Origin of the sequence: Mycobacteroides chelonae, from assembly GCF_016767715.1 — a bacterium.
Classification (GTDB): domain Bacteria; phylum Actinomycetota; class Actinomycetes; order Mycobacteriales; family Mycobacteriaceae; genus Mycobacterium; species Mycobacterium gwanakae.
In genome coordinates this window covers 1255041-1273983 of the sequence record NZ_CP050145.1, presented here as the reverse complement: position 1 = coordinate 1273983, position 18943 = coordinate 1255041, and the positions used below count along the sequence as shown (strand labels likewise).

20 protein-coding genes are annotated in these 18943 nt (G+C 64.4%); 11 read left to right on the top strand and 9 right to left on the bottom strand.

Going from position 1 to position 18943, the window contains the following annotated elements; all coding sequences use genetic code 11:
- Positions 1-49: 49 nt before the first annotated feature.
- Both glpX and HBA99_RS06320 read left to right on the top strand, forming a co-directional pair.
- On the top strand, positions 50-1078 hold the full coding sequence (gene glpX / locus HBA99_RS06325; protein WP_057969321.1) for a class II fructose-bisphosphatase: 1029 nt from the start codon (positions 50-52) through the stop codon (positions 1076-1078).
- A 30-nt stretch (positions 1079-1108) separates the two neighbouring features.
- Positions 1109-2503, top strand: a complete 1395-nt coding sequence (locus HBA99_RS06320) for a class II fumarate hydratase (RefSeq protein ID WP_030094698.1) — start codon at positions 1109-1111, stop codon at positions 2501-2503.
- Between the two features lie 19 nt (positions 2504-2522).
- On the opposite strand, the gene HBA99_RS06315 is transcribed toward HBA99_RS06320, so the two are convergent.
- Both HBA99_RS06315 and HBA99_RS06310 read right to left on the bottom strand, forming a co-directional pair.
- The gene (locus HBA99_RS06315) at positions 2523-3041 is read right to left on the bottom strand and encodes a hypothetical protein (RefSeq protein ID WP_070951389.1); all 519 of its coding nucleotides are present in this window, start codon (positions 3039-3041) and stop codon (positions 2523-2525) included.
- Positions 3042-3112: 71 nt separating this feature from the next.
- Positions 3113-3673 (bottom strand): RNA polymerase sigma factor, encoded by a 561-nt coding sequence (locus HBA99_RS06310; RefSeq protein ID WP_081347717.1) that lies wholly within the window; start codon positions 3671-3673, stop codon positions 3113-3115.
- Between the two features lie 149 nt (positions 3674-3822).
- Between HBA99_RS06310 and HBA99_RS06305 the strand changes: the two genes are divergently transcribed.
- The 6 genes from HBA99_RS06305 (at position 3823) to HBA99_RS06280 (ending at position 6683) form a co-directional block, all read left to right on the top strand.
- Positions 3823-4290, top strand: coding sequence for an Asp23/Gls24 family envelope stress response protein (locus HBA99_RS06305; protein ID WP_070951390.1), 468 nt, complete (start codon positions 3823-3825; stop codon positions 4288-4290).
- Positions 4287-4580 carry a hypothetical protein gene (locus HBA99_RS06300; RefSeq protein ID WP_070951391.1) on the top strand — a complete coding sequence of 98 codons (294 nt, stop codon included), beginning with the start codon at positions 4287-4289 and terminating at the stop codon, positions 4578-4580. Before HBA99_RS06305 ends, HBA99_RS06300 begins: the two co-directional genes overlap by 4 nt.
- A 247-nt stretch (positions 4581-4827) precedes the next feature.
- Positions 4828-5010, top strand: coding sequence for a DUF2273 domain-containing protein (locus HBA99_RS06295; protein WP_070922662.1), 183 nt, complete (start codon positions 4828-4830; stop codon positions 5008-5010).
- Between the two features lie 2 nt (positions 5011-5012).
- Positions 5013-5789, top strand: coding sequence for a hypothetical protein (locus tag HBA99_RS06290; protein ID WP_070951392.1), 777 nt, complete (start codon positions 5013-5015; stop codon positions 5787-5789).
- A complete protein-coding gene (locus HBA99_RS06285; protein WP_070951393.1) occupies positions 5786-6340 on the top strand; it encodes a hypothetical protein in 555 nt (184 codons plus the stop codon). The genes HBA99_RS06290 and HBA99_RS06285 overlap by 4 nt, the downstream gene beginning before the upstream one ends.
- Positions 6341-6473: 133 nt before the next feature.
- Positions 6474-6683 (top strand): CsbD family protein, encoded by a 210-nt coding sequence (locus HBA99_RS06280; RefSeq protein WP_070922665.1) that lies wholly within the window; start codon positions 6474-6476, stop codon positions 6681-6683.
- Positions 6684-6734: 51 nt separating this feature from the next.
- Here HBA99_RS06280 and HBA99_RS06275 read toward each other — a convergent pair whose 3' ends face one another.
- The 6 genes from HBA99_RS06275 to HBA99_RS06250 all read right to left on the bottom strand — a co-directional run bounded on the left by HBA99_RS06275 (position 6735) and on the right by HBA99_RS06250 (position 15248).
- A complete protein-coding gene (locus tag HBA99_RS06275; protein WP_081347718.1) occupies positions 6735-9092 on the bottom strand; it encodes a penicillin acylase family protein in 2358 nt (785 codons plus the stop codon).
- Positions 9093-9094: 2 nt separating this feature from the next.
- The gene (locus tag HBA99_RS06270) at positions 9095-9961 is read right to left on the bottom strand and encodes a polysaccharide deacetylase family protein (RefSeq protein WP_109494150.1); all 867 of its coding nucleotides are present in this window, start codon (positions 9959-9961) and stop codon (positions 9095-9097) included.
- A gap of 22 nt (positions 9962-9983) precedes the next feature.
- Positions 9984-11339, bottom strand: coding sequence for a PhoH family protein (locus HBA99_RS06265; RefSeq protein ID WP_196325608.1), 1356 nt, complete (start codon positions 11337-11339; stop codon positions 9984-9986).
- 287 nt (positions 11340-11626) lie between these two features.
- Positions 11627-12433 (bottom strand): acyl-ACP desaturase, encoded by an 807-nt coding sequence (locus tag HBA99_RS06260; RefSeq protein WP_070951395.1) that lies wholly within the window; start codon positions 12431-12433, stop codon positions 11627-11629.
- Positions 12434-12560: 127 nt separating this feature from the next.
- Positions 12561-14018, bottom strand: coding sequence for a glycine hydroxymethyltransferase (locus tag HBA99_RS06255; RefSeq protein WP_109494323.1), 1458 nt, complete (start codon positions 14016-14018; stop codon positions 12561-12563).
- A 21-nt stretch (positions 14019-14039) separates the two neighbouring features.
- Positions 14040-15248, bottom strand: a complete 1209-nt coding sequence (locus tag HBA99_RS06250) for a DUF885 domain-containing protein (protein WP_070951397.1) — start codon at positions 15246-15248, stop codon at positions 14040-14042.
- A 53-nt stretch (positions 15249-15301) separates the two neighbouring features.
- Between HBA99_RS06250 and coaA the strand changes: the two genes are divergently transcribed.
- Genes coaA through HBA99_RS06235 form a run of 3 tightly spaced genes read left to right on the top strand, consistent with a single transcriptional unit; the run spans position 15302 to position 18394 of the window.
- On the top strand, positions 15302-16234 hold the full coding sequence (coaA, locus tag HBA99_RS06245; protein ID WP_030094690.1) for a type I pantothenate kinase: 933 nt from the start codon (positions 15302-15304) through the stop codon (positions 16232-16234).
- Positions 16235-16274: 40 nt separating this feature from the next.
- Entirely contained in the window at positions 16275-16670 is a 396-nt protein-coding gene (locus HBA99_RS06240) for a nuclear transport factor 2 family protein (protein WP_070951398.1), read from the top strand.
- Positions 16671-16711: 41 nt separating this feature from the next.
- On the top strand, positions 16712-18394 hold the full coding sequence (locus HBA99_RS06235) for a GMC oxidoreductase (protein WP_070951399.1): 1683 nt from the start codon (positions 16712-16714) through the stop codon (positions 18392-18394).
- 76 nt (positions 18395-18470) lie between these two features.
- Here HBA99_RS06235 and HBA99_RS06230 read toward each other — a convergent pair whose 3' ends face one another.
- Positions 18471-18905 carry a hypothetical protein gene (locus HBA99_RS06230; protein ID WP_070922669.1) on the bottom strand — a complete coding sequence of 145 codons (435 nt, stop codon included), beginning with the start codon at positions 18903-18905 and terminating at the stop codon, positions 18471-18473.
- Positions 18906-18943 lie beyond the last annotated feature (38 nt).

Sequence of the window (18943 nt, the reverse complement as noted above, 5' to 3'; positions counted from 1 at the left end):
GCCTCCCACGCCCCCATCCTTGCAGGCGCGCATGAAACAATCACAACCCATGAGCCCGTCGCGCAGAGAAGCCCCGGACCGCAACCTGGCGTTAGAGCTGGTCAGAGTGACCGAGGCGGGTGCCATGGCCGCAGGTCGATGGGTCGGCCGCGGTGAAAAGGAGAAGGGCGACGGCGCCGCCGTCGACGCCATGCGCGAGCTGGTCAACTCCGTTTCCATGCGCGGTGTGGTCGTCATCGGAGAAGGCGAGAAGGACAACGCCCCGATGCTCTACAACGGCGAGGAAGTCGGCAACGGCGACGGCCCGGACTGCGATTTCGCCGTGGACCCGGTAGACGGAACCACCCTGATGAGCAAGGGCATGCCCAACGCGATCTCGGTGCTCGCGGTCTCCGAGCGCGGCACCATGTTCGACCCCTCAGCCGTCTTCTACATGGAGAAGATCGCTGTCGGCCCGGACGCCGCCGATGTCATCGACGTCACTGCACCCGTCTCGGAGAACATCAAGCGCGTCGCCAAGGTGCGTAACTGTTCGGTGTCCGATATCACCGTGTGCATCCTGGACCGGCCCCGCCACGGCGAGCTGATCCAGAACGTGCGAGACACGGGTGCCCGCATCCGTCTGATTTCCGACGGCGACGTGGCCGGCGCCATCTCGACGGCCCGTCCGAACTCGGGCACCGACATGCTGCTGGGCATCGGCGGTACTCCCGAGGGCATCATCGCCGCGGCTGCCATGCGGTGCATGGGCGGCGCCATCCACGGCAAGCTCGCCCCGCGCGACGACGAGGAGCGCCAGAAGGCCATCGACGCCGGGTACGACCTGGACCGGATCCTCACCACCGAGGACTTGGTGTCCGGCGAGAACGTCTTCTTCTGCGCGACCGGTGTCACCGACGGTGATCTGCTGCAGGGTGTCCGGTACTTCGGCGGCGGCTGCACCACGCAGTCCATCGTGATGCGCTCCAAGTCCGGCACCGTCCGGATGATCGAGGCGTACCACCGCCTCACCAAGCTCCGCGAGTACTCCGCGGTCGACTTCACCGGCGACGACGACGCCACGCACCCCCTCCCCTAATTCCATCATCGACGACGAGAAGGAAGACCATTGTCTGAACAGCAGTACCGCATCGAACACGACACCATGGGCGAGGTTCGCGTACCCGTTGAAGCACTGTGGCGCGCGCAGACTCAGCGCGCCGTCGAGAACTTCCCCATCTCGGGGCGCGGCCTAGAGCGCACACAGATCCGTGCACTCGGCCTCCTCAAGGGCGCCTGTGCGCAGGTGAACAAGGACCTGGGTCTGCTGGACCCGGCCAAGGCCGACGCCATCATCGCCGCCGCCGCCGAGATCGCCGACGGCAAGCACGACGACCAGTTCCCCATCGACGTGTTCCAGACCGGCTCGGGCACCAGCTCGAACATGAACGCCAACGAGGTGATCGCCTCGATCGCTGCCAACAACGGCGTGACGGTGCACCCGAACGACGACGTGAACATGTCGCAGTCCTCCAACGACACCTTCCCGACGGCCACTCACCTGGCCGCGACGGAAGCCGCTGTGCGCGACCTGATTCCCGCGCTGGATTACCTGCAGCAGGCGCTGGCCACCAAGGCCAAGGCCTGGAAGACCGTGGTCAAGTCGGGCCGCACCCACCTCATGGATGCGGTGCCGGTGACCCTGGGCCAGGAATTCGGGGGCTACGCCCGCCAGATCGAAGCCGGCGCGGAGCGCGTGAAGGCGACGCTCCCCCGTCTCGGTGAGCTGCCCATCGGCGGTACCGCCGTCGGCACCGGCCTCAACGCCCCTGACGGCTTCGGCGCCAAGGTGGTCGAGGAACTCAAGAAGTCGACGGGCCTGTCGGAGCTGAAGACCGCCGCCGACTCGTTCGAGGCGCAGGCCGCTCGTGACGGACTGGTCGAGGCGTCGGGCGCGCTGAAGACCATCGCCGCGTCATTGACCAAGATTGCCAACGACATTCGGTGGATGGGCTCCGGGCCGCTGACCGGCCTGGGCGAGATCCAGCTTCCCGACCTGCAGCCCGGCAGCTCGATCATGCCCGGCAAGGTCAACCCGGTGCTGCCCGAGGCCGTGACCCAGGTGGCCGCACAGGTCATCGGCAACGACGCCGCCATCACCGTCGGCGGACTGTCCGGCGCCTTCGAACTCAACGTGTACATCCCGGTGATGGCGCGCAACCTGCTGGAGTCGTTCACGTTGCTGGCCAACGTGTCTCGCCTCTTCGTCGACAAGTGCGTGGACGGCCTGGTGGCCAACGAGGAGCACCTGAAGACGCTGGCCGAGTCCTCCCCGTCGATCGTCACCCCGCTGAACTCGGCCATCGGCTACGAGGAAGCGGCCGCCGTCGCGAAGGAAGCGCTCAAGGAGCGCAAGACCATTCGCCAGACCGTCATCGATCGCGGCCTCATCGGCGACAAACTGAGCGTCGAGGAGCTGGACAAGCGCCTGGACGTGCTCGCCATGGCGAAGGTGAAGGACTAAGACCCGTCGCCGTGGGTGCCTAGTGCGACGGCAGGACGATGTCCTCCCAGGTGACGGTTATGTTCGTGGGCTCGATACCGATGATGTCGTTGACCACTGAGGCAGCTCGCTTCCTCAGTGCGTCACCGTAGTCGAGGTAGGTACGGTCACGATCGGCAGTACCGATGGCCACCAGGTTGATGCGTAATGCCGTCACCGCCTGCCCGTCTACGTTCACGTCCACGGCAGCAATCGCCGCTGAGGCCTCGGCGGCGAACTCGGCCAGGCTTGATGTCAGCGCTTTCGTCAACGCCAGATGACTGACGGTGATCCCCGGGATGGCCGTCCTGATCGGCTTGCCCCTGCGTGGCAGTGCGGCGATCCGGTGTGCGACGGCGGCGCGCAGCTGCTCCAGGGTGGTTTCACCCTCATTCCACGATGCGGGCGATACACGATCATCGGCGCCGCCGTCGAGTTCGGCCAATCGGCGGGTGGCATCGGCGATCCACGCCGTGGCGTCAACGACGGCATCATGGTTGTCCCCGGTTCTCGCATCCATCAGTTCTCCAGTGTTACGCCATATGCCCGGAGCTGTACAGCTGGCGGACGGAATATGGTTTCCGCGTTCACTCATGGGCGGAAGCCATTCAGCGTTTCCGCTAGCCGCTTGCGAGTGCGCTGCAAGTTGCCGCGGACTGATCCCTCGGTGGTCCGAAGAACAGTCGCTATCTCGGCCAGCGGTAAGTCATAGACCTCACGAAGCCACCAGGCCGTACGCGCCGCATAGGGCAACTGCGATAGCTCACGGCTCAAGGCCGCAAGGAAATCGCCATCCAGTGCTCGTTCACTGGGCCCAGCGCTGATATCTGCGACTTCGGGCACGTCGTCGATATCGAAATCGCGACGGCGCCGCCGCATTGCGTCAACGGTCTTCCGGGACGCGAGTGAGTACAACCAGGTGCGGAACTGTGACCGGAAAGCAAACGACGGCAGCGCTTTCCAGGCGGCGATGAAGGTCTCCTGGACGATGTCGTCATACTCGGCCTGCTCCGGATACGTGCGGGCAACGAATCTCAGCAGTGCCGGACCATGTCGGACCACCAGAACATCGAATGCCTCAGAATCTCCTTGCTGAGCGCGGCGGGCAAGCATCTCGTCCGACAGCGACGCCAGCAGTTCGCCCCGCGCCAAGAGCGGCAGCACCACTGTGTCCCCTGTCGTCGTGAGCACAAAAATGTGCGTTGGATCTCATCGGCGTGCGCAATACCCACCGTTGCCCGACGAACTCATTGTGCCGGACGGAAGTGTCCGGAAGCTGAGACAAGTCGAAGGAGAAGCTGATGACCACGGCAACCCAAACCCCCGAAGTGCGTTCGTCGAAGCAGGTAGACAAGTCCAGTAATGCCGTCGAGAAAGTCGCGAACCACGGCGTCACCACCATCGCCGACGTGGTGGTCTCCAAGATCGCTGGCATCGCGACGCGCGAGGTCGATGGCGTCTACGACCTGGGAGGCCAAGCTGCCCGTGTCGTGGGCAAGTTGCGCGAGACGCTGCCGGGTTCACCCAGCCTGACCCAGGGCGTGAGCGTCGAGGTTGGCGAACGTCAGGCGGCCATCGACATCGGGATCGTCGCTGACTACGGGATCGCCATCCACGACCTGGCCGAGGGAATTCGCAGCAACGTCATCTCCTCTGTCGAGAACATGACCGGGCTCGAGGTCACCGAGGTCAACGTGACGGTGCACGACGTGCATTTCGCCGACAGTGACGACGATGCGTCCGACGCCGGAGAGCCCCGAGTCCAGTGACGGACGCGACCGGCGAGCGGGTCGATCGTGTGGTCGCGGCGGTGACTGCCGTCGACGGCGTCATCGGCCTGTACTCCGGAGGGATAGGAGTCCCCGCCACACACCTGCCCGGTCGGACGGTGCGCGGTGTGCGGTTGGGGGCCGACGGCGGCGAGGTTCACGTGGTGCTCGACCTGCGGACGGGTCTACTCGACGTGGCGGCTCGGGTGCGCCGGGCCGCCAGCGCGGCAGCGGGCGTCCCGGTTGTCGTGGTGGTCGACGACGTGGCAGTGGCCGAAGCGCAGGCGTGAACGCCGTGCTCAATGTTGATCGGCAGGCACGCCGCGAGGCCATAAGAAGGCATCACCCGGATGCGGGGGGATCGGCGGAGGAGCTCATCGAAGCGCTGCAGACTCTGGCCGATGACCGGGGGCCGCGCCGTGCCACGGTTCGAGTACAGCGGACCTGGCGCGGCCGGTTTACGACGCTTGCGAGCACCGCACGGCGTCGGCGCATCCGGCGACAACGCATTAAACATCTCGATAGGAGCTGACGAGAATGAATGGAAATTACACAGTAATCGGCCTGTTCGCGGGTCTGCTGCTGGCAATTGCGGTCGTTACTGGTGGGCTTGTCGGATTCCTCCTTGCCGTGGTTTTGGCGGGGGCCGGGGGCGCACTCGGCGCACATCTCGACGGCAGGATCGATCTCACCGCGCTCGGTCGCCGCGACCGGAGCTGACGGTGGTGACCACGACTGGGTTGGTGCCGGTGCGCGGTGCCACGCGCGTTCACGAACGAGTGCGCCATCGTTTGATCGAGCATGCCGTGCTGTCGGTGCCGGGGGTGGTTCGCCACGGGAGCATCGCTCCCGGTCGAGCGTTGCCGTCGATCGCCATCGTCGACGGCGCCCGCCCAACGGTAAACGTCAAGATCGCAGCTACCTGGCCCACTAACGGTGCGCGCGTTGTCGATGCAGTCCGGGCAGCGGTGACCCAAGAACTGCACAAATCGCTCGGCGAAGAACCAGCAGGCATCAACGTGGACATTGCGCGGATCGAAAGCAATCGCACACCGGCCGAAGTGGCCGACGCTTACACCGCGGGAGCCAGTACCCCGGAAGAGACCGATACGACGTCAGAGGTAAGCAGTAAATACCGAGGACCGCACCGTATAGCCGGGTCCACTATCACCGGCATCCTCATCGCCCTGGGACTGGTTACCGCAGGCGTGATCGTGCTGCGCGACGCAGCGATAAACATCGGGTGGGCAAGCGGTTCGACGTGGACAGCCGCAACCACCCGGTGGGCGCAGCACGCGCATTGGATGTGGTGGACCTGGCCCGCAGCTGTGGTGGCGGGGATCGTGGGATTGGCTCTGCTCGTCCTCACGGTGAAGCCACGACGCCGCACTCATATCGCGGTGGGCGATGGAATCTTGGTACCTCATGCGTCAGCTCACCGATGGCGCGACGAGTATCGCGGCCCACTTGAGGAGAACAAGGAGGGGACCAATCAGTGACACGCACAACGCAATTCATCGACAGGCTGCTAACGGCTCTGCTGGGCGTCGTCTTGCTGACAAGCGCGGTCTGGCTGATCGGCTACGGCACCAATTCCCGCCTGGCTCGGCGGGCCGCCGCAGCCATCGACCCGCAAGCGCCGGCCCGCGCGCTCGAATGGCCGTGGCTGACCGGCGCCCTTGCCGGAGCCGGCGTGGCCGCGTTCCTCGTCGGTCTCTGGTTGTTACTCGTCCACGTACGCCCGACGTCAGTCCGCAGTCTCGGCGACTCCGAAGGGAAGATCGACCTCTCCCGGTTGGCCGACGCGGCCGCGGATGATCTGGCGCGTCACCCCTCCGTGCAGACTGCCCGCGCAGTGACCTTGCGCGAGAAGGGACGACCGGTAGTAAGGGTCACCGTCGGCGTCTCACCGCACACCTCAACCTCCGAGATTCGCCACTTGGCCCGACAATGCGGCGCCGATGTTCGGCGTGCGGCCAACAGTGACCTGGACTTCCAGCTCTTGGTCAAGGACATACCTCCGGAGAAGGTTCTCCCTCAGGTCGTATGAGCACGCGATGCCCGATGCACTTACCCATCGATGCGGCCTGAAGTAGATGAAAAGACTTGGGTGCAAACGTGAATGGACGGATGCCCCAGGAGTAGGTAACGATCGAACACCGCCAAACGGAAAGGGTTCCAGAATGGGAATAACCGACGACGCAAAGAACAAGGCCGAGGATCTGAAGGGTCGCGCGAAGGAGGCCTTTGGAGCCGCAACCGATAACGATGACCTTAAGGCCGAGGGGCAAGCGGATCAGGGAATTGCCTCCGCCAAGCAGGCGATCTCTGATGCCGCAGACAAAGTGAAAGAAGGCGTCGAAGCGGTCAAAGATAAGTTGACCGGCAAGTAATCACGCCACGGTGTCAGGACCGGCATGCGCACCATGCCGGTCCCGACACCGTTAGCGCGGCCTCGATATCGTCACCGTGGACACCGCTTCCTTGGCGACGTCGGCGGCGCTGAAGGCCAATGGGCGCAGCTGTTCGGCACTGAATGCCTGGGCGCCCGCGTAGTAGGCGGGATTCCTGGAATCGTCCGGGTTGCCGTAGACCAGAAGGCCTTTCGCATCCGGCCCGTCGGGACCGTATTGCAACGCCATGATGAAGCTGTCGCCTTCCTGGATGGGGTACCCGTTGAGCACCCCCGATGGGCCCGGGATGGCGCGCAGCTCCGTGCCGGGTTCCAGGCGTTCACCGGGACTGGGCTGCGGCTCGGAGCTGGTGCCCCAGGAGCAGCAGTCCACGATGTTGACGGCGCCTTCGATATCGGTTCCGCCGCCGATCGGCAGCAGCCGTCCGGTGTGCACCTCGCGTTGCAGGTCCCCCAAGGGCGCATCGACCGGAATGCCGGCGCGCTGCAGCAGCCGCACGGCGGCCGCCAGTTCGGTGAGCCACGGCCCGACGTCGGCGGCCGGAACCGAGGGCGAGCCAATAGGATTGGCAGGGCTGAATCCGTCGGCGAAAAGCCTGCCGCGGTCCTTTCGCTCCTCGGGGGTAAAGCGGGAGAGCCATTCGCGGAACACGGCGGCACCGCGGGCGGTCTTGGTGAATCTGCCGTCCCAGGCGGCCAGCGCCGAGCATGCCGGGGCCAGGTCCACACCGTCGACGACCTTGGTCGCCGTGCATGCCCGCACCAGCGGTATACGCAGCTGGTCGGCGAGGATCGCGCGGTCGGAGAACAACGCGGCACCCACATCGTCGATCGTCCACTTACCGCTGTTCTCGGCGAGGAGTCGCGCGTTGGTCTTGGTGCGGGGCGTCAGCATCCACCCCTCGCCACCTTGTTGTGGCTGATGGCCGGTGAGCAGCTGATCCGGATGAGCAAGCCACATACTGTCATTGGCGTTGAAGACATAATCTCGCCGCTCGAGCTGGGGCATGTGGTCGTACCCGATGAGCCCGGGCGCCGCGGCGTTGTCATCATCGGCCCAGTCGAAGAGCGACCGGGAGCCATTGAGCACCACCATGCCCGCGGAGCGATACGCATCCCTGATCAGGCCCGGCTTTTCGCGATCCACCGCCCACGCGGCGAGCGCCTCCCTGGACAGATTGGGGGTGGCGGAGCTGTCGACAATCCAGGCACGTCCGTCGGCGCTCGTCGAGACGGTGTTCATCCATGGCACACCCCGATTGGCCCGGAAAACATCCTGGAAATCATCCATTGATTTCGCGGTGGCCATGCCCAGATACTGGGTCAGCGTGGTGTTGGTATCGGCGTTGGCGTCGGCCATCGCGATGGCCTGCGCCCGTGTCCAGCCCACGGTGTCCACGTCGGCCACCGGTCCGTGCTTGGTGGAGTAGAGGGTGCGGCTCATCGGCGAGATGCCCTGTTCGCCCGCCACTTCGATGGTGATGGGGTCGGGCGTCATCACCTCGCGCCGTCCGTCCACGTAGTACGCGGTGGGGTCGGACGCATCCAGGTCGTAGCGATACAGCGCGAAGCGGCGCCCGGCTGCCACGGTGGCCGTCCACGCCACCGCATCGGTGAATCCGAGCTGCACCAAAGGCATTCCGGACAATCCGACGCCGTAGACGTTGAGCTGTCCGGGAATGCTCTGATGCGCCTCCCAGAGGCGGTTCTCGCCCGTCCAGGGGTAATGCGGGTTGGCCAATAACAGGCCGCCGCCGGTGCTGGAGCGTTCCGATCCCAACGCCCAGCCGTTACTTCCCATCTGCGGCCGGGCGGGCAGCGCACCCGGGTGCGGCGCCGATGTGCCTGAAGGCGGCTGTGCCCTACCGATTTCGGTGATCATGGAGATGCTGGACACCGTCATCACGACATCGGAGAAATGCGCGTACAAGTCCTGCGACGTGATCGGGCCGACCCAACCGGCACCGTCGCACCAGCCACCGTTCACGCCGTTGAGCGCCAGGGATTCGTTGAACCCGGCTACGTACCCGTCGACGAGCTCACGCACTCTGACCGGCTGATCGGCCCAGCGTTTGGGGGCGTTCTCCCACAGTTTCAGGTGGCGGTAACCGAAGTCCATATCGATGTTCCGATTGCCGGCGCCGGGCCCCAGCCACTTGCTGCGCTCGCCGCGGACCTTGATGATCTGGTCGATCAGAGTGCAGGCACGGTCCTCTGCGAACGCATACCCGGTGCCGTAACCCAATGAGCCCCAATCGTCCGCGCTGACATGCGGGACACCGCGTTCGTCTCGGCTGATCGTCGCGACGTAGCGCTGAGGAGCGGGAAGTACGACGCTGGCGGGCCCGACAAGCAGTGCCGTGATCAACACCAAGGCGACGAGTCGCACCACTACTGCCCGACGGCCGGTCCACCCGCACCCTGATTGGGCAGGTCGGTGATGGGGATGTTCGTCGCGGGCAGCGGCGACGGAGTGTTCGGCAGCGGCGGAATCTCCGACTCCGGAATATCTTTCAGCAGGTTCACAGGTGGCCCGTTATCGCGGCTGCCGTAACTGCTACCGGGTTCACGCGGACCGAGCAGCTTCGTGACGGTGACCGCGTGGTATCCGTTGTCCCTGAGCACCGGGAGGAACTGCTCCACCAGATCCACTGTGCTGGAGTAAGTGTCGTGGAACAGCACCACAGATCCCGGCTTGATCTGTGACATCAGGATGGCTCGGGTGGCGTCGGTGTTCGAATCGTTGGCCCAGTCGAACGGGATCACATCCCAGTTGATATCGGCCAGCCCCTGTTTCTTGGCCTCGGCCAGCACCTGGTCGTTGATCAGGCCGCCAGCGGTTCGGAACAGCTTGGGGCGCTTGCCCGTGGCCGCTTCGATCGCATCGCTGGCCTTACTCAGCTGGCTGGCGATCGCCTCCGGCGGGATCGTCGTCATGTTCGGGTGTTCCCAGGTGTGGCTGCCGAGTTCCATCCCGGCATCGACCACTCGTTTGGCGCCCGCCGGATCGCGCTGAACCTTGTTGCCGATTTCGAAGAAGGTCGAGTGCGCGCCGTTGGCTCGCAGGATATCCAGCAGCCGGTCGGTGAACGGGCTGGGCCCGTCGTCGAATGTCAGCGCGACGCACTTCTCACGTTGGCAGTCCACCGGCTCGGCGAGAGCGCGCTGCTTGTCGGTGACGACGATCGCGGCCGCGATCAAACTTCCCACAGCGGCCGCGACCATCGTCCACCGAAAGACATCACGCTTGGATAGCACGCCCCACAGCGTAACCGTCAGTTCAGGAAGAGAGCCCGGGGCCGAACTCCTCCAGCATCTCCGTGACCAGCGCGGCGATGGGCGAACGCTCGCTGCGCACCAGCGTGACGTGCGCGAACAGCGGATGACCCTTGAGCTTCTCGATCACCGCAGCGACACCGTCGTGACGACCGACACGCAGGTTGTCGCGCTGTGCGACATCGTGGGTGAGCACCACCCGCGAGCCGGTGCCCAGCCGCGACAGCACCGTCAGCAGCACGTTGCGCTCCAGGGACTGCGCCTCGTCGACGATCACAAAGGAGTCGTGCAGGGACCGCCCGCGGATGTGCGTGAGTGGGAGCACCTCGAGCATGCCGCGCGACAGCACTTCTTCGATGACTGCTGGCGACGCCAGACCTTCGAGGGTGTCGAAGACGGCCTGCGCCCACGGGCCCATCTTCTCGCTCTCACTGCCCGGCAGATAGCCCAGTTCCTGACCGCCTACCGCATACAGCGGCCGGAACACCACGACCTTGCGGTGACTGCGGCGCTCCAGCACCGCTTCCAGTCCGGCGCACAACGCCAGCGCCGACTTACCGGTGCCTGCCTTGCCACCCAGGGAAACGATGCCTACCGACTCATCGAGCAGGATGTCCAGTGCCACACGCTGTTCCGCGGAGCGCCCACGCAGTCCGAAGACCTCGCGGTCACCGCGCACCAACTGCACCCGCTTCTCCGCGTTGACTCGGCCAAGAGCGCTCGAGGTACCGCCGAGTAACCGAACTCCGGTGTGGCACGGAAGATCTCGCGCCGCCTCCAGATCAGCCTCGCCTGACTCGAAGAGCGAGTCGATGACCTCGGCAGTGGTGTCCAGTTCGGTCATGCCTGTCCAGCCCGAATTCACCACGTCCTGGGCCCGGTACTCGTCGGCGGCCAAGCCCACCGCACCGGCCTTGACACGCAGCGGGATGTCCTTGCTCACCAACGTAACCAGCTTGCCCTCGGCGGCGAGGTTGAGTGCGCACGCCAGAATCCGAGAGTCGTTGGAGTCGGTGCGGAAGCCCACGGGCAGCACCGAAGGGTCGGTGTGGTTCAGCTCGACGTGCAGCGAACCACCCTGTGTCCCTACAGGAATGGACTGATCAAGGCGGCCATACTCCAACCGCAGATCATCCAGCATCCGCAACGCAGTACGGGCGAACCAACCCAACTCGTGATGGTGACGCTTGCCTTCCAGCTCGCTGATCACCACCAACGGGATCACTACCTCGTGTTCGGCGAATCGGTTTGTGGCCCAAGGGTCGGACAACAACACCGAGGTGTCGAGCACATAGGTACGGATTGTCCCAGGGTTCTTTGAAGCAGTCACCGAGCGCTCCTGACATCCGTGCGGCACCACACGCGATCTGTCGTGGACGCGGTCGGTACCGTGCGTGGACGCCTCGTGAGACCGTCCACATCAGGACCGGGGCCGGTCCTGTCGTTTTCGCCACGATCAGTACCTCCCGGATAGCAAAGCATGTCGCTAGCCATCGCTTTTGACGCTACTCGCACCTACGCGCAGATGCCGCGCACCGAATCGAGCGTGTTGACTAACTCCGGGTTAACGCACATTTCGCGCGAGTGTCGAGTTGTCACACAGAAAACGCGAGTGTCCCCCGCGACAGGTCGACACTCGGCGAAAGATCAGAGCCGCTCGGTGACGCCCCACTTGTCGGTGAGTTCGCGGACCACGTCCTGCACGGTGACCTCGTCGATGATTCCGGCGTCGGCCACCGAGGCGACCTTGTCCTCGTAACCGTCGATATCGGCACCGATGACCTTCAGTTCCGCAGCGCGCGCCTTGATGGCGGCAATGGTGTCCTCGGGGTGCAGACGCAGGCATTCGAGCACGATGTTGCTGTAGATCTGCTCGTGGCGACGCTCGTCCTTCTCGATGTTCGCGAGCAGGCCCTTGAGCACGGCGTCGTCGGTCTGCGCGGCCAGGTTCTGCACGAATACCGCGTGCATCTGCTCGAAGAACGCGTTGAACACCAGTGTCTCGATCTGGTTGTACGTGTCGGCCCGGTAGCCCTTCATGACGTGAGCCAGTCGGGTGTCCTCGTCGCCGTTGGGGTCGGCGTTACGGGTCACCACGAGGTACTCGCGCAGCGCGATGGCGTGCAGGTTCTCCTCGGCGGTCCAGCGACCGATGAAGTCGGCCCACGGGATGATCTCCAGCGAGAAATGCTCGACCATCTCGCGGTGGTAGCCCGCCAGGTTGTCCTTGGTGATCAGCAGGATCTGGATGGCGTCGACGACGGCCTTGGGCAACTTGACATCAGAGGGCTCCCAGTCGCGTCCGCCCAGGAAGGCGAAGTTCTCGCCCTCGTCGTAGGGGACGTGCTCATGGGCGTACCAAAGCTCCGCGGTGTCGCGGTGGCGATCGATGTTCTCGGCGACGACATCCGTCAGCTCAAGAGTCAACGCATTGGGTACAGGTTTCTGTGCCATGCGGTAACGGTAACCGGACGAATAAGAAATGGGAAATCGCCGCGCGGCCCTTCGCGCGGAGACACTTAGTACCGCAAAACCCCAGTAAGGGCGGGTACTAAGCGTCCGCTCGTGGTGACCAAAGACCCTAGAGAGTGAGGCCCGGATATAGGGGGTTGGCGGCCAGCAGTTCGGCCGACGCGGCCTTCACGCGATCCGCGACACCATCGGCAAGGGTGTACTTCGCCTTCGAGGTGCCATCGGCTTCGGTGTTGGACAGTACGTCGACCACAAGCTCGGCGACCTTGTCGAACTCGTCGGCGTCGAAACCGCGGCTGGTGAGCGCCGGAGTGCCGAACCGAATGCCGCTGGTGTACCAGGCACCATTGGGGTCTGCCGGGATGGCGTTGCGGTTGGTGACCACGCCGGCATCGAGCAGGGCCGACTCGGCCTGCCGCCCGGTAAGCCCGAAGGACTGCACGTCGAGCAGCACCAGATGGTTGTCGGTTCCGCCGGTGACCAGGCGTGCGCCCCGCTTCAGGAATCCCTCGGCCAGCGACTTGGCGTTGTCGGCAACGCGCTGTGCGTACGCCTGGAACGAGGGCTGGCGCGCCTCGGCCAGGGCGACGGCCTTGGCGGCCATCACGTGCGAGAGCGGTCCGCCCAGCACCATCGGGCAGCCCTTGTCGACGGCATCGGAGTACTCGGCGGTGGCCAGCACCAGGCCGCCGCGGGGTCCGCGCAGCGACTTGTGGGTGGTGGTCGTGGTGATGTGGGCGTGCGGCACCGGGTCCTCGTCGCCGGTGAACACCTTTCCGGCGACCAGGCCGGCGAAGTGCGCCATATCGACGAACAGGGTGGCGCCCACCTCGTCGGCGATCTCACGCAGCTTGGCGAAGTTCACCCGGCGCGGGTAGGCGGAGTAGCCACCCACCAGCACCAGCGGCCTGAACTCGCGTGCCGCCGCGGCCAGTGCGTCATAGTCCAGCAGGCCGGTTTCGGGATCGGTGCCGTAGCTGCGCTGATGGAACATCTTGCCCGAGATGTTGGGGCGGAAACCGTGGGTCAGGTGGCCTCCGGTGTCCAGTGACATACCCATCAGGCGCTGATTGCCGTACTGGTGGCGCAGCTCCTCCCAATCGCTCTCGGAGAGGTCGTTGACGTTGCGCACCCCCTTTTCCGCCAGCGCGGGGGCCTCGACGCGTGTCGCGAGGATCGCCCAGTAGGCGACGAGGTTGGCATCGATACCCGAGTGCGGCTGCGCGTAGGCGTACGGCGCCCCGAACAGCTCGCGGGCGTGCTCGGCCGCCAGCGCCTCGACGGTGTCGATGTTCTGGCAACCGGCATAGAAGCGGTGGCCGATGGTGCCCTCGGCGTACTTGTCGGACAGCCAGGTACCCATTGTCAGCAGCACGGCCGGCGAGGCGTAGTTCTCGCTGGCAATCAGCTTGAGCGAATCGCGTTGGTCAGCAAGCTCTTTACGGGTCGCATCCGCGATCCGCGGCTCGATGGTCGCGATGACTTCCAGGGCCGATCGGTAGGCGGCGCTGGCGGTCTCGGCGTACTGCGCGCCCTGCGCGATATCACTGGATGCTGAGGTCGTCATGGCCATCAGCCTAGTCGGCGGCTATGTCAGCGTGGACGCCACCAGGGGCTCGTCGAGCAGCCGCCCGAAGCGGGTCGTGAGTGACTGTTCCGGGGGGCGACGGTCCAGCCACCCCTTCAACAATTGATAGCCCTCGACGTAGGTGGAGATGTACGCCCGCCACAACGGCGAGGACAGGAATTTGAGCATGTGCCGGGCCCGCTCGTCGGAGACCAGCAGCCAGCGTTTCAGGAATGCGATGACGTCCTCGACGTCACGGTGCTCGTCATGCAGCATCAGGGCCGCATCTTGGCGAACGTTGATCAGTCCGGCCCGCGCCCGCCCGACAGCCTGAGCCTGTTCGCCGTCGAAGCGCAGCCCGAGGTCGGCGTAGATCTCCTGTGCCCACAGCCCCCAGTCGTCACCGATGGCCGCGTACAGGGCGAGGTCGGCGAGCCCCTCCGCCATCAGGCACTGGGGTGTGTTCACCAGGAAGATGGTCTGCTCCTGCTGGTCCCCCAGGTGCACCAGACCCGCCTCCTTGCGGCAGTGCTCGGTGTGGTGCCCGGGATAGGACTCGTGGGCGATCAGAGCTGGCACATTGGTCAGATATTGCTTGAGATCGGAGTTGATGGCGACTGTCGAGCGGTAATTGCCCTCGTAGTAGTTGAACCCCGACCAGGGTTTGTCACTGACGATCTCGTAGGTGATCGTCTCGGTGTCGGGCAGCGGAAACTCCGCGCGCACCCGGTCGCGCAGCGCACTGGAGAACGCGTCGACGCATTCCTGCAGGCGGTTCGGGTCAATTTCCTGGGACCGGTCATAGGCGGTTTTCCGTTCCAGCAGCGAACCACCCTCCGGCAGAACACTTTCCAGTGCCTCATGGGCTTCCCGGTAGCGCTCTTCGTCGCCCTTCGCGATGCGCACGTCGAAGTAGTCATGCACTTCGTCGACAAATCCGATGGTCTCGCCGGCGAACTTGCGGCCGGCACAGGCCAACGCCTTCAAGTGCGTATCGATGAAGGCCTTGCGCGCGGCATCGAGGTCACTTGCGGTCAGCTCGGCCCGCAGGGCCGCGGCCTGGCGGGCCAGGTCTGCCGGATCGGGGGTGGGCTCGTTCTCGACACGCTGCCGCAGCGCCGGATCACCGGTGAAGGAGTCGACGTATCCACTCTCAATACGGTCAAATCGCAGCCCGAGCAGCAGGTATTCGTTGACGAGGCTGTTCTCCGACCGGCCGTTATCGCCCATGTCACACAACCCTAGTGCCGCGTTCACGAATGGTTCCTGCAAGACTTGCGTCCATGCCGCGGCTGAGCGAGCCGAGCCCCTATGTGGAGTTCGACCGGAAACAGTGGCGCGCGCTGCGCAAGTCCACGCCGCTGGTCCTCACCGAGGAAGAGCTCTTCGGCCTGCGTGGCCTGGGCGAGCAGATCGATCTGACCGAGGTCGCCGAGGTCTACCTGCCGCTGGCTCGCCTCATTCACCTTCAGGTGGCCGCGCGCCAGCGGCTCTTCGCCGCCACCGCCACCTTCCTCGGGGACCAACACCCGGACCGTCTTGTCCCCTTCGTCATCGGCGTCGCGGGCAGCGTCGCGGTCGGCAAGTCGACAACGGCGCGCGTGCTGCAGGCACTGCTCGCCCGCTGGGACCACCATCCCCGCGTGGACCTGGTGACCACCGACGGATTCCTCTACCCCAATGCCGAACTTTCCCGGCGGAATATCATGCACCGCAAGGGATTTCCGGAGAGCTACAACAGGCGCGGGCTGCTGCGATTCGTCACCGAGGTCAAATCGGGAGCCCATGAGGTCACCGCCCCGGTGTACTCACACCTGCTGTACGACATCATCAAAAACGAGAAACACGTTGTGCAGCAACCCGATATCCTGATTCTCGAGGGCTTGAACGTACTACAAACCGGCCCCACCCTGATGGTCTCGGATCTGTTCGATTTCTCGATCTATGTGGACGCCCGCATTGAAGACATCGAACAGTGGTACATCTCCCGGTTCCTGGCCATGCGCTCCACGTCATTCGCAAATCCCTCATCACATTTCCATCACTACGCCAAGCTATCCGATAAGCAGGCAACCCTTGCCGCACAGGAGATTTGGCACTCGATCAACCTGCCGAACCTGCTGGAGAACATCCTGCCGACGCGGCCACGGGCGACGCTGGTGCTCCGCAAAGATGCCGACCACTCGATCAACCGGCTGCGCCTGCGCAAGCTATAGATCGGCTTGCATGAAGTAGACCGAATGGTATATTCGGCGCATGATCAACGACGTGGTTGAAACCTGGCACGGCATCATTTCCGGCGCGAACCCGGAAGCGCTCAACGACCTGCTGGCCGAGGACGCGGCCTTCTACTCCCCCGTGGTGTTCACCCCGCAGCAGGGCAAGCAGATCACCGCCATGTACTTGTTGGCCGCCTTCGCCACCCTTGCCGGACCCGAGAACAACTTCCACTACACCAAGGAAATCCTGGACGGGAACACCGCGGCACTCGAGTTCGAGGCCAGCGTGGACGGCAAATACATCAACGGAATCGACATCATCACCTGCAACGATGCCGGAAAGATCGTGGAGTTCAAGGTCATGATCCGTCCGTTGCAGGCCATCAATCTGCTGCACGAGAAGATGCGCGCCGCGTTAGAAACCGCGTCCTGATTTACAGTGCGTCAGCGGCAACCAACCAGTAGGTTGACCGCATGGACTATGACTACGACGTAGTCGTCATCGGGTCCGGTTTCGGTGGGAGCGTTGCGGCCCTCCGCCTCACCGAAAAGGGCTACCGAGTCGGCATACTAGATATGGGAAAACGCTGGAAACGCGAGGATTTTCCCCCGAACAACTGGCACGTGCGCAAGGCGATGTGGGCACCGGCGCTCGGGTGCTTCGGACCGCAGCGACTGACTGTGCTGGGCAAGACCTTCATCGCCAGCGCGGTGGGTGTGGGCGGTGGATCGCTGATCTACGGCAACACGCTGTATGAACCGCTGGAGCAGTTCTACACCGATAAGCAGTGGGCGCATATCACCGACTGGAAGTCCGAACTGGCGCCCTACTACGACCAGGCCAGCCGGATGCTCGGAGTCGCGCAGACTCCGCACACCACCCCACCCGATGAGGTGCTGCTCGCCGTCGCCAAGGACCTGGGCGTCGAAGACACCTACCACCCCACCAATGTCGGTGTCTTCTTCGGCGATGAGCCGGGCAAGACCGTGCCGGATCCGTTCTTCGGCGGCGCCGGCCCCGAGCGGTCCGGCTGCATCGGCTGCGCCGCCTGTATGACCGGCTGCAAGCACAATGCCAAGAACACCACCGAGACCAACTACCTGTATCTCGCCGAACACGCTGGCGCCCAAATACATCCGCTTACCGAGGTGCTCGACGTGCGGCCCCTGCAGGATCGCGAGGGCTATGCGGTCAGCACCAAACAGACCGGGCGGCTGGTCCGTAAGAAGAAGCGCACGTTCACCGCTCAGCATGTGGTGTTCTCGGCGGCATCGCTGGGCACCCAGCGGCTGCTACACAAGTTCAAGGATTCAGGGTCGCTACCCAACCTGTCGGATCGCCTGGGCGAACAGACGCGCACCAACTCCGAATCGGTGCCCATCGTCTATTCCCCCACCCGCGATGACTTCTCGCAAGGCGTCGCCATTACCTCCTCGATCCACCCCGAACCCAATACCCATGTCGAGGTGGTCCGATACGGGGAAGGCTCGACCTTCCTGAGCATGTTGGGCACCAACATGGTTGACGGCGGCCCGTGGCGTTTCGCGCGCACCTGGCTGGCCAATGTGCGGCACCCCGCAATGGTGTTCCGATCGATGTTCCCCTACCGCGCCGCGCAGCACTCGATCATCGTGCTGGTGATGCAGTCGTTGGACAACTCGCTGACCACCTATCTCAAGCGCGGACTGTTCGGCAAGAAGATGACCACCAAACAGGGCTCGGGAGAACCGAACCCGGATTGGATTCCGGTCGCACATGATGTCGCACGGCGGATGGCCGACAAGGTCGACGGATACGCGGGCAGCACCCACCTGGATTCGATGAACATCCCGCTGACGGCGCATTTCATCGGCGGCTGCCCCATCGGCGATTCTCCCGAGACCGGGGTGATCGATCCGTACCAACGGGTCTACGGATATCCCGGGCTGTATGTCTCCGATGGTTCGGCGATCTCGGCGAACCTGGGCGTGAATCCGTCATTCACCATCACCGCCCAAGCCGAACGCGCAATGGCGTTCTGGCCCAACAAGGGTGAGCTCGATCCACGGCCGGCCCTAGGCTCGCCCTACAAGCGCGTCTTCCCGGTACAGCCCAACCATCCGACGGTTCCCGAGTCCGCACCCGGCGCGCTGCGCCTACCGCTGACCCCGGTCTAAAACATGAAGGTGCCGGGCCATCCAGTGGATGGCCCGGCACCGGCTCGCCTTCAGAACGAGGCGAGCATGTGGGCGGCTACGCCGAGCGCAGGCGCCGTAGTCCGAGGAATTGGATGTCCGCCATGACGGCGGTGTAGATGCCGAACGCGATGGAAAGCGTCACCCCGGCGGTGGTCAGCGGCACCCATTTCATGACACCCGCAGCCACATAGAGCACGGTGGCCAGCAGGTTGCCGACGATGTAGGCGACGCCGATGGTTCCGAGCTTGGACCTGTCCGCCCGGCTCAGTACGAAGGCCAGTACCCCGTATCCGATGAGAGCGGCGGCATGCGCCACCTGAAATCCCAACGAGGGACCAAGCGGCTCGACAAGCCATTTCGCGGCGACCAGCAGGACGACAGCAACCGAACCGGTGGCGATGCCGTCCAGGCCGATTCCGAATCGCAGGAGCGAATCGGGTTGGGCGAATCGTGTGCGAAGCACTGAGGCGTTCTCTGAAGCTATGGACATTGGGGACTCCTTGTGTGAAAGCTCCGGGTGAAAGCTGA

Bases quoted from the DNA above. Each gene is read 5' to 3' on its own strand.
- glpX (WP_057969321.1), top strand. From the start codon at position 50: ATGAGCCCGTCGCGCAGAGAAGCCCCGGACCGCAACCTGGCGTTAGAG.
- HBA99_RS06315 (WP_070951389.1), bottom strand. From the start codon at position 3,041: ATGGATGCGAGAACCGGGGACAACCATGATGCCGTCGTTGACGCCACG.
- HBA99_RS06305 (WP_070951390.1), top strand. From the start codon at position 3,823: ATGACCACGGCAACCCAAACCCCCGAAGTGCGTTCGTCGAAGCAGGTA.
- HBA99_RS06295 (WP_070922662.1), top strand. From the start codon at position 4,828: ATGAATGGAAATTACACAGTAATCGGCCTGTTCGCGGGTCTGCTGCTG.
- HBA99_RS06280 (WP_070922665.1), top strand. From the start codon at position 6,474: ATGGGAATAACCGACGACGCAAAGAACAAGGCCGAGGATCTGAAGGGT.
- HBA99_RS06260 (WP_070951395.1), bottom strand. From the start codon at position 12,433: ATGGCACAGAAACCTGTACCCAATGCGTTGACTCTTGAGCTGACGGAT.
- HBA99_RS06255 (WP_109494323.1), bottom strand. From the start codon at position 14,018: ATGACGACCTCAGCATCCAGTGATATCGCGCAGGGCGCGCAGTACGCC.
- HBA99_RS06250 (WP_070951397.1), bottom strand. From the start codon at position 15,248: ATGGGCGATAACGGCCGGTCGGAGAACAGCCTCGTCAACGAATACCTG.
- coaA (WP_030094690.1), top strand. From the start codon at position 15,302: ATGCCGCGGCTGAGCGAGCCGAGCCCCTATGTGGAGTTCGACCGGAAA.
- HBA99_RS06240 (WP_070951398.1), top strand. From the start codon at position 16,275: ATGATCAACGACGTGGTTGAAACCTGGCACGGCATCATTTCCGGCGCG.
- HBA99_RS06235 (WP_070951399.1), top strand. From the start codon at position 16,712: ATGGACTATGACTACGACGTAGTCGTCATCGGGTCCGGTTTCGGTGGG.
- HBA99_RS06230 (WP_070922669.1), bottom strand. From the start codon at position 18,905: ATGTCCATAGCTTCAGAGAACGCCTCAGTGCTTCGCACACGATTCGCC.